The sequence below is a fragment of the Paenibacillus marinisediminis genome, from assembly GCF_054343325.1.
Map to the genome: position 1 here is coordinate 1 of NZ_JBTGUH010000011.1, position 13,516 is coordinate 13,516.

Below are 13,516 nucleotides of genomic sequence, written 5' to 3' on the forward strand. Positions count from 1 at the left end.
AGCCCTTCATCGCCGATGGTACTTGGACCGCAGGGTCCTGGGAGAGTAGGACGTCGCCAAGCTAACTAAAGCCCGCTGTTGATCTCGAATCGACAGCGGGCTTTTTCTATGTGCAAGGCTTGCGCCTCACGGGCTAGATGCATTTTGTGCATCTAATTGCAGGGATGATAGCCCTAGAACACAAATTAGATGCATTTCGGGCATTTATTTCGGTCGGAATCGGGCAATGAACCTAAAAGTAGCTGAAATAGATGCACATTATGCAGTAAGCACTCAGCCAACATACAGACACTACATACTAGCTGCACGAAATGCAGTTAATTCAACAGATACACGGCATATGAAACATGTCTGATGATATAACGATAGAGGAGTTCATCGAGCGCACTCGACCCCACTGTGGATCTTGAATCGACAGCAGGCTTTTTGCTGCAGTTCAAGCTGTATTGATAACCTTGTTGGTGAGCATATTAAGCTTGATTATGGTCTCCGCCACCCTAATAAAAGAATATATTACCAGAGTTTTTAAAAAAATTTCCCCCACAACCATATGTAACCGTTTACGACTGTTAGAGGGGGGCTCTCGTCCTTGACACCCCTTTTGGGCTCTGCTAATATTGGCATAATATCTAAGCGACAATAGACATTAGACTAGCTTTGTACATCATGAATAGACATGTACAAGCTCAATAGCTAAGGAGGAACACTCTGGTGTGGGAAAGTAAATTTGCTAAAGAAGGATTAACTTTTGACGATGTTCTGTTGGTACCTCGTAAATCGAGCGTACTCCCGATGGAAACCGATGTTTCCACGCGACTAAGCGACAAGGTCAAGTTGAACGTTCCGTTTATCAGTGCGGGTATGGATACAGTAACAGAAGCGCCGCTTGCGATTGCGATCGCCCGTGAAGGCGGTGTTGGTATTATTCATAAGAACATGCCTGTAGAACAGCAAGCTGAGGAAGTTGACCGCGTTAAGCGTTCTGAGAGCGGAGTTATTACCAATCCTTTCTCCTTATCACCAGCGCATACAGTAGCTGAAGCTGATAAATTGATGGGCAAATACCGCATTTCCGGTGTCCCGATTGTGGACGAACATAACAAGCTTATCGGTATCTTGACTAACCGCGACCTTCGTTTCGTACATGACTTCAACATTCAGATCCAAGAAGTCATGACGAAGGAGAACCTCGTTACGGCGCCGGTAGGTACAACGCTTCAACAAGCTGAAGTTATTCTTCAGAAACATAAGATCGAGAAGCTGCCGCTGGTTGATAGTGACAACACGCTTAAAGGACTTATCACTATCAAAGATATTGAGAAAGCTATTCAATATCCGAAAGCAGCCAAAGATGCACAAGGACGCCTGTTAGTTGGTGCAGCGGTTGGTATCTCCAAGGATACATCCGAACGCGTAGCAGCTCTCGTACAAGCAGGAGTAGATGTTATCGTTGTCGATTCCGCACACGGACATCACATCAACATCATTAACGCAGTTCGCGAAATTCGAAAAAACAATCCTGAATTAACAATCATTGCAGGTAATGTAGCTACAGGCGAAGCAACTCGCGACTTGATCGAAGCAGGCGCTTCTATCGTTAAAGTCGGTATCGGACCAGGTTCCATCTGTACGACTCGCGTTATCGCTGGTATCGGTGTTCCACAGATTACGGCCGTATATGATTGCGCAACAGTTGCACGTCAGTATGGCGTACCTGTTATCGCTGACGGCGGTATTAAATACTCCGGTGACATTACGAAAGCTATTGCAGCAGGGGCAAGTGCAGTTATGCTTGGCAGCTTGTTTGCAGGCACAGAGGAAAGCCCAGGCGAATCCGAGATTTATCAAGGACGCCGATACAAAGTATATCGCGGCATGGGTTCCCTTGGCGCTATGAAGCAAGGTTCTAAGGACCGTTACTTCCAAGAAAGCAGCAATGAGAAGAAACTTGTTCCAGAAGGTATCGAAGGACGCGTTGCTTACAAAGGGCCGCTTGCCGATACGATTCACCAATTGTTGGGTGGTTTGAAGGCTGGCATGGGCTATTGTGGAGCGGCTAGTCTGTCAGAGCTTCAGAACGATACAGAGTTTGTACGTATTACCGGTGCTGGTTTGCGTGAGAGCCATCCTCATGATGTACAGATCACGAAGGAAGCTCCAAACTATTCACTGTAATACCATAATATTGTATAAAACGAGACAGGGTTTATACCCTGTCTTTTTTTTGTCTAGCAGGCTATGGTAGAATAGCTTCATATGGTTTTACTAGGGAGGAATTATAAGAGTGTTTACGAATAAAGAAACAACTTCAGTGAAGAAAAATAAACGATCATGGAAACGTGTAGTCGCGCTTGTGACCGCTTGTAATATATTGGCCTTTACACTGCTGCCATCAACAGGAGTGGTTCTAGCAGAGGCAGCAACTCAGCAAACTACGAAAACAGAAAAACCTGCAGCACAGCCTGCTACTACACAGGCCCCAACTGCCTCACCGACTAAAGAGTCGCTAGGTCTTAATGGTAGTTCTTACATCTTAATGGAAGCGTCGACAGGTCAGATGATCGTTGATATCAACTCCCATGTTCCTTTGCCGCCAGCAAGTATGACGAAGATGATGACAGAATATATCATTCTGGAAAAGGTGAAGAGCGGCGAGATCTCATGGGAAGATCAAGTCACAGCAGGCAAGAATGCGTCCTTGCAGCAAGGCTCAAAAATCTACTTGGCGGAGAATGACAAGCATACGGTTAAAGATCTATACATCGCGATGGCGATCGGTTCAGCAAATGACGCAGCCGTAGCGCTGGCTGAGTACGCAGCAGGCGGCTCAGAGCAGGAGTTCGTCAAGCTGATGAACGACACCGCTAAACGATTAGGAATGGAAACTGCTCATTTTATTAACGCAACGGGACTGGATTCCAGCGATATGCCTGAAGAGTTCCGTCCAAGCGGCGATCAGGAGACACAGATGTCAGCTCAAGACGTCTCTAAGCTAGTGCGCGCTATCGTTGTAGATCATCCAGAATTCAGAGATTTTACGACGATTCAAAAATATAAGTTCCGTGAACGCGACACAGCTTCGATTGAGAACTTGAACTGGATGCTCGAAGCGAACAAGGATGTTCCTAACTTCAAGCGCTACGCTTATGATGGCCTGGATGGCATGAAGACGGGCTTTACGGATCAAGCTGGATACTGCTTCGCGGGTACGGCGGAACGTGATGGCATGCGTCTGATCTCCGTTGTTATGGGCACAGACTCCAAAGAGCAGCGCTTCTTGGATACTGCTAAGCTTATGGATTATGGTTATACTAACTACGAAGTAAAGCAAGCGATCGCACCTAAGCAAACCGTTGCCGGCCATGAAACGGCTCCTATCGTTAAGGGTGTATCCACTACAGTGCCAGTGGTAACAGAGAAGAACGTATCTTTCGTTGTGGATAGAGGATCGAACTTTGACGAGAGCAGCTTGACTTCAGATGTGAAGCTCACACCTGAGGAAGAACTGGTCGCTCCAATCAAGAGCGGTCAGAAGGTTGGCGAGATTACCTACACGTATAAAGGCAAGAGCGGCGAACAGAAACAGACGGTCAATCTGATTGCATCGGAAGATGTAGAGAAGGGCAGCTGGTGGAGACTATTCCTTCGTGGTATTAAGGAATTCTTTGTCGATTTGTTTTACTCAATCGGAGATTTGTTTTAATTCATAGAATTCCGACAAACACAGTTGCCTATACAAATTCATTCATGTACAATAAACGGGTGAACTTATAGGAGCTCTAAAAGAGCTTGATATGGCAGGAGGCTAATAGGATGGAAACGGGAACATCTCGAGTTAAACGTGGTATGGCTGAAATGCAAAAAGGCGGCGTCATTATGGACGTCATGAATGCGGAGCAAGCTAAGATTGCCGAAGCTGCTGGCGCAACAGCAGTAATGGCGCTGGAGCGTGTACCATCAGATATTCGTGCTGCTGGCGGCGTAGCTCGCATGGCAGATCCGACTATTATGGAAGAGGTCATGAAGGTTGTTTCAATCCCAGTAATGGCGAAGGCACGTATCGGTCATTACGTGGAAGCTAAAGTATTGGAATCCATGGGCGTGGACTATATTGATGAATCCGAAGTACTAACTCCTGCTGATGAGGTTTACCACATCGACAAGAATGAGTTCACTGTTCCATTTGTATGTGGAGCGAAAGACTTGGGCGAAGCGCTTCGCCGCATCGGTGAAGGTGCAGCTATGCTTCGTACTAAGGGCGAGCCGGGAACAGGAAACATCGTGGAAGCAGTTCGTCATATGCGTCTGATCAACGGTCAGATTCGCAAGGTGCAGAACCTGTCCAAGGATGAACTGTATGCGGAAGCGAAGAACCTCGGCGTAGCTTACGATCTGCTGGTTCAAGTCCATGCAAGCGGCAAGCTGCCGGTTGTTAACTTCGCTGCTGGTGGTGTAGCAACACCTGCTGACGCTGCGCTGATGATGCATCTTGGCGCTGACGGCGTATTTGTCGGCTCTGGTATCTTCAAGTCCGACAGCCCAGAGAAGTTTGCCCGTGCTATCGTGGAAGCAACAACACATTTTACAGACTACGAATTGATTGCTCGCGTATCGAAGAACCTCGGAACTCCGATGAAGGGCATCGAGATCTCCAAGCTGTCACCATCCGAACGGATGCAAGATCGAGGCTGGTAATCATATAGATTCGGTATCTATAGAAGTATAGATTAGAAAGAAGGTTAGCTGCATGAAGATCGGGGTACTGGCGCTGCAAGGTGCAGTTGCTGAACATATCCGGAGCCTGAATGCCGCGGGTTCAGAGGCTGTTGCGATCAAGTGGCCGCAAGAACTGGAAGGCGTAGAAGGTCTCATCATACCTGGTGGGGAAAGTACTACGATTGGCAAGCTGATGCGAAAGTATGGTTTTATAGAAGCCATTCAATCGTTCTCAAAGCAAGGCAAGCCTATATTCGGCACTTGTGCCGGACTCATCGCGCTGGCTTCTCATATTAACGGCAGTGAAGGACCGGAAGAGCCGCATCTTGGCCTAATGGACATGCAGGTTCGACGCAATGCCTTCGGACGTCAACGAGAAAGCTTTGAGACGGATCTGGACGTGTCAGGAATCGATCAACCCGTGCGGGCGGTATTTATCCGGGCGCCGCTGATCGAAGCTGTTGGTGGGGCTGTAGACGTGCTCTGTGAGTACAATAAAGAGATCGTCACCGCACGCCAAGGGCATCTGTTGGCCTGTTCATTCCATCCTGAGTTGACGGATGATATGAGCTTGCATCAATACTTTGTAGAGATGGTTCGCGAGCACGAAGCAGCTTCTCGTTAAATAGAATACATCCGTTAACGGTTTTAATTGTATATGACTTAACGCCTTGACCCTTTTTCCCATATGGGATAGGGTTAAGGTGTTTTTATTTGACACACACTTTATAATAGATTATTAGAGGAAAATAGCCTTTTCTATTTGTAGGGGGGATACCCATGTTGGATATCAAAAATTTACGCAACGAGTTCGGAAGTGTGGAACAAGCACTCAAGAACCGTGGGAAATCGCCGGAGATGATTGCCGCGTTCCCAGAACTGGATACGAAGCGTCGGGAGATGCTGCAAGAAACCGAGCAATTGAAGAGTCGACGCAATACGGTATCGCAAGAGGTAGCCAAGCTTAAGAAAGCAGGTCAGCCTGCTGACGATGTGATTGCTGAGATGCGTCAAGTAGGTGATCGCATTAAGGAGCTGGATGACGAGATCCGTTCCATTGAAGAGCAAATAGACGAGCTTGTGTTAGCGATTCCAAACATTCCGCATGAGTCGGTGCCGGTAGGCTTGTCGGAGGACGAAAACATCGAGGTGCGACGCTGGGCAGAGCCGAGAGAATTCAGCTTTGAGCCGAAGGCGCATTGGGATCTGGCTGCCGATCTGGACATTCTGGACTTTGAACGAGCAGCTAAAGTAACAGGTTCTCGCTTCGTGTTCTATAAGAAGGCGGGTGCGCGACTTGAGCGTGCGTTGATCAGCTTTATGCTGGATGTACATACAACTGAGCATGGTTATGAAGAGCTGATGACGCCTTATATCGCAAACCGCGACAGCTTGTATGGCACAGGTCAACTGCCAAAGTTCGAAGAGGATCTGTTCAAGCTGCAAGGTACGGACTATTACCTCATTCCTACGGCTGAGGTTCCGGTAACGAACTATCACCGCGATGAGATCATAACCGCGGAAGAAATGCCGCGCAATTACACAGCATTCAGCGCCTGCTTCCGTTCAGAAGCTGGAGCTGCCGGCCGTGACACGCGCGGATTGATTCGTCAGCACCAATTCAATAAGGTGGAGCTGGTAAAGCTGGTGAAGCCAGAGGATTCGTATGAGGCTCTGGAGAGCCTTACACGTCAAGCAGAGCGCATCTTGCAGCTGCTGAAGCTCCCATACCGCGTTATGACGCTCTGTACGGGCGATATTGGCTTTAGCTCCGCTAAGACGTATGACATCGAGGTATGGTTGCCAAGCGGCGGCACGTACCGCGAGATTTCCTCCTGCTCGAACTTTGAGGATTTCCAAGCTCGCCGTGCCAATATTCGTTTCCGCCGTGATACGAAGTCGAAGCCTGAATTCGTGCACACATTGAACGGCTCAGGACTGGCGATAGGCCGTACAGTAGCTGCCATTATGGAGAACTATCAGCAGGAAGATGGATCAATTATTGTCCCTGAAGCGCTACGTACATATATGGGTGGACTAGAAGTTATTACAAATACCAAATGAGTGCTTGATTACATGAGGTAAGCATGCTATAATCTTGATTGTCGACTTTGGTCGACGATCATATGGAGAGGTACCGAAGTGGTCATAACGGGGCGGTCTTGAAAACCGTTAGGGTGCAAGCCCACATGGGTTCGAATCCCATCCTCTCCGCCATATTGCGAATGAACAAGCCATATCACTTAGTGATATGGCTTTTTTGGTATTTGTTCGCCGTTCCTTTCTGCTCTCAACCTGCATAAAAGCAGCGCACCATCCGCACACTGTAATTGTGAACAGTGGAGGTGGTGATTTCATGTATAACCATAGTGAAGATACTCTTCAAGTTGATCAGCAAACGCTGGTTCAGGCCTGGCAGGAGACGCTCCCTGAGAAGTTGGAACCATGGGATAAGGCGACCATTTTGACAGATGAAGCTGTTCCAGAAGGATTTCGCATTCATATCGATAATGCGGGGCGCCAGATGTACTCCTTTGATTTTGCGTGTGCTTATGTAGATTCTCGTGAGGTAAATGTACAACTGGTCGATGTTGAACGGGATGGCCAGACGGTAGATGAGCGTACCGAGGTCATTCAGGAAATGACACAGAACTATATTCGACATATTCATGAATGTGCACAGGCGCTGCAGAGCGTGACTCATAAGCAATCGTAGCGTCTCCGCAAGAGGAGGATGAAGCATGACTCAAGCTAATGGAAAAGATAAGAACTTATCGAACGTCGCAAAACGATTGGATGAACAAGCCGTTAATTCGCATCATGCACAGCAGCTGCAGCAGGATCATAATGATCGACGCCATCAGGATGCGCTGAACCACGATCATCCGGCATCAGATTCGGTATAGAGTTGTATAGATTGCATTGAAAAGGAGATGAGCAGATGGCAAAGTCTAAGGCGGTGCCAGTTCCAGAATCTAAAGCGAATCAGGGACAACGGCACCATGCAGGCGATGATCGAGGAGCTCAGCAGGAACCGCTGTCAGGTTCGAAAAAGGTTAAGAGCAGGAACCACGTGGATCATCATAATCCAGAAGGCTGAGTAATATTGTACACAATTTAGTAACGTGGTAAATCATGTGAATGCAGAAGACTTTCTTTCCAACCACAGCAATAACTTCAGCTGATCGGGAGGTATAAGGAGGTCTTCTATTTTTACATTTAAAGGATTTGGTACGTGCCATGGGCTGCGAAATCCGATATAATAGATAGAGATAGTGTAATAATAATATCCAGAGGGGGAATTTGATGACAGAACAAAAACAAACCAACATGAAAGCAGCAGAATCAGCAGTCCCTGCATTCGCTCCACTCAAACATGGTAGATTGAGATGGACGAACATTATTAAGCGAGTATTTTTCATCTCAGTAGGCGCCATATTGATGGCAGTAGGACTTGAACTATTTCTCGTTCCGAACCAGATGACGGACGGAGGCATCGCAGGTATCTCCATTATCCTGTCACATCTCACGGGATTGCCGCTTGGAGTATTTTTATTCTTGTTAAACTTGCCGTTTCTTATCATTGGCTATAAGCAGATCGGAAAGACGTTTGCATTGTCTACGCTGCTGGGGATAACCGTTATGTCCATTAGTACAGCTTTATTGCATCCGGTTGACCCATTTGTTACGAATAGCATGCTTGCCGTAGTGTACGGCGGGTTTATACTTGGTATTGGTGTTGGTATCACGGTCCGATTCGGCGGATCACTGGACGGTACGGAGATCGTCGCGATACTGTTCTCGAAGAAGTCTCCATTTTCTGTTGGTGAGTTTGTGATGTTCTTTAACTTATTTATTATGACGATCGCTGGATTCGTATTTGGCTTTGAAAAAGCAATGTTCTCACTTATTGCTTATTACATTGCCTATAAGGTGATCGATATCACGATAGAAGGTCTGAATGAATCCAAGTCAGTCTGGATTATCAGTGATAATTACAAAGATATTGGCGATGCGCTCCTTAGCAGATTAGGACGCGGCGTGACATATATGAACGGTGAAGGCGGTTATTCAGGTGATGATCGCAAGGTTATTTTTACGGTTATAACTCGACTGGAAGAATCTAAATTGAAATCGATCGTGGAAGAGCATGATCCGCATGCCTTCTTGGCTATTGGCAATATTCATGATGTTAAAGGTGGACGCTTCAAGAAGAATGCGATTCACTAATTTCGTAAGGATATGTTTACTTTCTGTAAAAAATTAAATATTCCCCTCGTTTTCATAGGGCGAGAGTCTCATATTTTCCTATATCCGACAAATATTATTACTTATTAGCTATTTCCAAATAAGAATAGATAAGGTAATATCAATTGGGTATGGGTAACAAAAAGGAATTTGATGGGGGAGAATACTTTGAAGAAGAAATGGATGAAAGGCGCCTTGGCTATGATGCTTGCATCAGTACTTGTAGTCACAGGTTGCGGTGCTAAGCAAAGCTCGAAAGAAGCGGTAGAGAGTGCATTTAACAAATCTCTTGAGATGAAATCATATGCATTCACATCCTCAGTTGCTGTGGATGACCTCCAATTGAGCGGTGAATCGTTTGCTGGCGAAGATATCGGCGCTATGCTCACGATGTTCAAGAATGCTAAGCTTGATATTTCAGGTGCAATTCAGCAAGAGCCTATGCAAGCAGATATGAAGCTAGGCGTTGAGATTCCTGGCGACATGGCTCTTAAATTCGAACTTCCGATGATGATGGCTCAGGATAAGCTGTATGTTAAAGTACCGAATATCCCGATGCTGCCAATGCCGGCAGAAATGGTTGATAAATTCATTGAACTTGATATGAAGCAGCTGGCTGAAGAGAGCGGTCAAGATATCTCGTTTATGACGAATATGGAAACAACGCGTAAATTCAGCAGTGAATTCTTCTCTAGTGTGGTTAGCAAGTTCGATGAGAAGACATACTTCAAGGATATCGCTGTGAAAGATGCAGGTCTTCCTGAGGATGTGAAAGCAAAGCAGGTTGTTAAGTTCGCAGTTACGAAAGACAACTTCGATCAAGCGGCAACTACATTCGTGAAGGATGCGCTGCCAGCATTGCTGGATCTGATGTCGAAAGAGGAATACCGCAGCTACTTCCAGCTGGAGCAAGCTGATATCGATACGCTTAAGTCGGAGCTGACACAAGCAGACAGCGATATTAAGCAAGGCTTGGATGAACTGAAGCAAACCTTGACAGTTAATGAATTGAGCATGACGACTGGTATTGATAAGGATGGATATCCAGTTTACCAGAAGCTCGTAATTGATATTGATGCAAATGATGCAGGCGACAACATCAAGTTGAAGCTGAACTTTACGAATAAGATGTCCAACATTAACGGTGAGCAGAAGTTCAGCAGTGTCCCAACTGATGTTATTACAATGGATCAGCTCGGAGAAATGATGGGCGGATTCTAATTGGCAATAGGTGAACCGTATAATTGTGACTAAGATAAGAGGCTGCCTCCTTGTGGAGGCAGCCTCTTGTGTTAGTGCGAGACTAGGATGACGTCTGCGTCTTAGACCTCGTGCGCAGCTTCTTGAAGAAATCCTTCAACAGCGCGGCACACTCCTCCTGCAGGACACCTTCCACAATCTCGGTGCGATGATTGAAGCGATCTTCTTGCAGCAGATTCATGAGCGTGCCAGCGCAGCCTGCCTTAGGATCACCTGTTCCGAATACAACCTGCGGCACGCGGGATTGAACGATTGCCCCTGCGCACATAGGGCAGGGTTCTAATGTAACGTATAGCGTGCAATCTAACAGCCTCCACGCTTGCAGGTGCTGGCTCGCCTCGCGGATGGCGATCATTTCCGCGTGAGCAGTCGAATCTAATGTGGTTTCGCGCAGATTATAGCCTCGGCCGATGATTTCACCTTTGTGGACAACTACAGCGCCGATCGGAACCTCGCCAATGGCTTCGGCTTTCTTCGCTTCTTCGATGGCTTGTCGCATCCAATGAGCATGTATGAGCAATGGATTGAGCTCATTGTGGCCCGATAATTCTTCGTTCATGCGGCACTCCTTCCAGATTATTTCCTGTATTTATTCCCCGAACAAATATTCGTTGTTAACATACTGTGTACAACGATGTGGATAAGTTGGAGGTTATACACAGACTTGTGCACATATTATCCATATATGCACACATATTGTGCATAAGTTGTTGATAACTATATATTGTAGGTATAATAAGTAGTAAAATCAACTGTTTTATGACATGATCCATCCCTTTACCCTGAATAGGTGGGTTACAATTGAATAGAGAATGGACAATTCTAGATGAAGTAGCTATGATCAAAACAAGGCTCCATCATAAACCAACATCAAGATGAAGAAGAGGAGTATAATGGATGCGTTTATCGATCAAAAGCAAAGTCTCTTTATCCATAGCATGCACAGTATTACTCGTCTTTTTTGTTTATATCGTACTTAATTATTATATGACAAAGAGTAAGCTTGTATATGAAATGGAAGAACGAATGAAGGTCATTACTCAGCAGATCTCCATCACCATGCAGCAATCTTATCATGTGGATGAAGCTATTGAGAATATGCTTGCAGAATGGCTGTATAATACCTCTAAGGTAGCTGCGAAGAGACTGCCGCTCGAGTATGAGCGGATTACGAATAATGATCTTGTCGATCTAACCCAGGATCTTGGAATAACCCACATTGCTCTACTTCAATATACGGAGAACAAAGAGGATATTATCGTCAGTCGTTCAACAGACAAGAACATAGAAGGATTATCGACTAAAGAGTGGGACATATGGGACACGGCTCTTAGGCAGTTGATGGATTCCGGTGAAGTGACGTTACCGCAGGGAGTGAAGAAGGATAACTTTTGGTTAGGACCATTTGATAGATCAGCGTCCAATCCTGATCATATGGACAAATGGGGATACTATTACGATGGCAAACGAGATTACATCATTAGCGTTGGCCTTCAGGACAGTATGATCTTGGATACGTTTTATACGGCGAAGCCTGACCAGATGGTTGAACAAACACTGAATCTGCAGCCAACCGTTCTGGAAATTACAGCTTTCAATCCTCATATTGTTGACTGTTATGATGTGATTCCGACCAGCCCAACTATAAATAAGGTTGAATTCCAAACCAATCGACCTATCCTGTATGGCTCCTATCAATACCAAACGGAACAGGATAAGGAGAATATCAGGAAAGCCGATCAAACAGGACTTCCGGTATTTACAGAAAGCGAGTCCCATGGCCAGAATCTATTGAAGAGCTTTATACCGATCCGAGATGAAGCGAATAATTATGTGTTAAGTATAGTCGTGGATGCGCAGCCGATGAAGGCGACACTTAAAGACCAGCTTCTATCCAATATTATTATCGGGTTAGTGACGCTTGAGATTGTATTTATGATCAGCTATATGCTGGCTGGACGGTTCATCAGGCCGATCCAGGATATATTGCAGAAGGTTAATATGCTGGCGATTGGGCGATTCCACACACCGTTGATCGTTATGCGCAAAGATGAACTAGGGACGCTCGCAGAACGGATTAACCTGATGGGCGACAGCTTGTACCAATCTACCACCCAGCTTCGCAACTTATATGAAGAGAACCGCTCGATGAAGGATCAACTGGAATCATTTATTAATCAATCTACGGATGCTATTCATGTAACGGATTTGCAGGGAAGAGTAGAGCGGGTCAATCAAGCCTTCGCGGATATGTTCGGATGGACAGAAGAGGAGATCCGGGGGAAGCAGCTGCCGATTATTCCTGACAACTTAAGTAAAGATATTCAGGAGATCGAGGATCTGCTGCAAAGCGGCAAGGCAGGAGGAGCGCTAGAAACGATTCGGTTGACGAAGGATAACCGACTGCTTGATGTCAGCGTGAGCACCTCGCCAATCATGGACGATTCGGGCAAGCCTTCTGCTTGGGCCAGCATCACACGAGATATAACGAACCGCAAGCAAATGGAAGAACTGCTGCGCCGTTCCGAGAAGTTGACTACAGTAGGGCAATTGGCGGCAGGGGTTGCTCATGAGATTCGCAATCCGTTGACCACCTTGAAGGGATTCATTCAGCTTCAACAGCGGACAGGAACCTATAATCCAATGCACACCTCCATTATGCTGTCTGAGCTGGATCGCATTAATTTAATCGTCGGTGAGTTTCTAGTGTTGTCCAAGCCGCATGCGGCTCGCTTTGAGGAGAAGGATATTCGTCAAGTGCTGCAAGAGGTGCTCACACTTATGGACAGCTTGGCGCAGCCGGATGGGATCTACTGTGTGACTCGTTTCGCGGATGAAGTGCCGTCTGTGATGTGTGAAGAGAATCAATTGAAGCAAGTGTTCATTAATATTATCAAAAATGCGATCGAGGCGCTGCCGCAAGGTGGTACCATCGGACTGACTGTAGATACATTGGATAATGGCAGAGTGAGGGTTCAAGTGCAGGATAACGGGGTGGGTATATCCCCTAACGACCTTCCCAAGATCGGAGATCCCTTCTATACGAATAAGGAGAAGGGGACAGGGCTTGGACTTATGGTATCCCAGCGTATTATATACAACCATAAAGGGACCTTTGATGTACAGAGCAAGCTGAACGAGGGAACTTTAATTACGATTACTTTGCCTGCTATGGAAAAAGCAGCTTCCGAGCCGAATGATCATGATACGAGAATAGACGTACGTTAATGGCATAATAGATGAAAGGGCTGTCGAACGTGAATAGGTATTCTGCAAAGAGTACCATTCATCG

Annotated in this window: 12 protein-coding genes and 1 tRNA gene; 12 read left to right on the top strand and 1 reads right to left on the bottom strand. The window is 46.2% G+C overall.

Features of this window, described 5'->3' with window-relative positions; genetic code table 11:
• The first annotated feature begins 711 nt into the window (after positions 1-711).
• The 11 genes from guaB (at position 712) to ACXX53_RS19265 (ending at position 10,185) form a co-directional block, all read left to right on the top strand.
• Positions 712-2,175 carry an IMP dehydrogenase gene (gene guaB / locus ACXX53_RS19215; RefSeq protein ID WP_458570305.1) on the top strand — a complete coding sequence of 488 codons (1,464 nt, stop codon included), beginning with the start codon at positions 712-714 and terminating at the stop codon, positions 2,173-2,175.
• 109 nt (positions 2,176-2,284) lie between these two features.
• Entirely contained in the window at positions 2,285-3,703 is a 1,419-nt protein-coding gene (locus tag ACXX53_RS19220) for a D-alanyl-D-alanine carboxypeptidase family protein (protein WP_458570306.1), read from the top strand.
• Positions 3,704-3,813: 110 nt separating this feature from the next.
• A complete protein-coding gene (gene pdxS, locus ACXX53_RS19225) occupies positions 3,814-4,695 on the top strand; it encodes a pyridoxal 5'-phosphate synthase lyase subunit PdxS (protein WP_458570307.1) in 882 nt (293 codons plus the stop codon).
• A gap of 52 nt (positions 4,696-4,747) precedes the next feature.
• The gene (gene pdxT / locus ACXX53_RS19230) at positions 4,748-5,341 is read left to right on the top strand and encodes a pyridoxal 5'-phosphate synthase glutaminase subunit PdxT (protein WP_458570308.1); all 594 of its coding nucleotides are present in this window, start codon (positions 4,748-4,750) and stop codon (positions 5,339-5,341) included.
• Between the two features lie 155 nt (positions 5,342-5,496).
• Positions 5,497-6,780: a serine--tRNA ligase gene (serS, locus tag ACXX53_RS19235; protein ID WP_458570309.1), complete on the top strand. Its 1,284-nt coding sequence runs from the start codon at positions 5,497-5,499 to the stop codon at positions 6,778-6,780.
• A 64-nt stretch (positions 6,781-6,844) separates the two neighbouring features.
• Positions 6,845-6,933 (top strand) — tRNA-Ser (locus tag ACXX53_RS19240).
• 139 nt (positions 6,934-7,072) lie between these two features.
• Positions 7,073-7,432 (top strand): hypothetical protein, encoded by a 360-nt coding sequence (locus ACXX53_RS19245; protein ID WP_458570310.1) that lies wholly within the window; start codon positions 7,073-7,075, stop codon positions 7,430-7,432.
• A 25-nt stretch (positions 7,433-7,457) separates the two neighbouring features.
• Positions 7,458-7,622 (top strand): hypothetical protein, encoded by a 165-nt coding sequence (locus tag ACXX53_RS19250; protein ID WP_458570311.1) that lies wholly within the window; start codon positions 7,458-7,460, stop codon positions 7,620-7,622.
• 35 nt (positions 7,623-7,657) lie between these two features.
• The gene (locus ACXX53_RS19255; RefSeq protein WP_458570312.1) at positions 7,658-7,816 is read left to right on the top strand and encodes a small acid-soluble spore protein P; all 159 of its coding nucleotides are present in this window, start codon (positions 7,658-7,660) and stop codon (positions 7,814-7,816) included.
• A gap of 206 nt (positions 7,817-8,022) precedes the next feature.
• Complete coding sequence (locus ACXX53_RS19260) at positions 8,023-8,946, top strand: YitT family protein (protein WP_458570313.1); 924 nt, start codon at positions 8,023-8,025, stop codon at positions 8,944-8,946.
• 186 nt (positions 8,947-9,132) lie between these two features.
• Positions 9,133-10,185, top strand: coding sequence for a DUF6612 family protein (locus tag ACXX53_RS19265; protein WP_458570314.1), 1,053 nt, complete (start codon positions 9,133-9,135; stop codon positions 10,183-10,185).
• 82 nt (positions 10,186-10,267) lie between these two features.
• Here ACXX53_RS19265 and tadA read toward each other — a convergent pair whose 3' ends face one another.
• Positions 10,268-10,783: a tRNA adenosine(34) deaminase TadA gene (gene tadA / locus ACXX53_RS19270; protein WP_458570315.1), complete on the bottom strand. Its 516-nt coding sequence runs from the start codon at positions 10,781-10,783 to the stop codon at positions 10,268-10,270.
• A gap of 338 nt (positions 10,784-11,121) precedes the next feature.
• Here tadA and ACXX53_RS19275 point away from each other — a divergent pair, with 338 nt between their 5' ends.
• On the top strand, positions 11,122-13,452 hold the full coding sequence (locus ACXX53_RS19275; RefSeq protein WP_458570316.1) for an ATP-binding protein: 2,331 nt from the start codon (positions 11,122-11,124) through the stop codon (positions 13,450-13,452).
• Positions 13,453-13,516 lie beyond the last annotated feature (64 nt).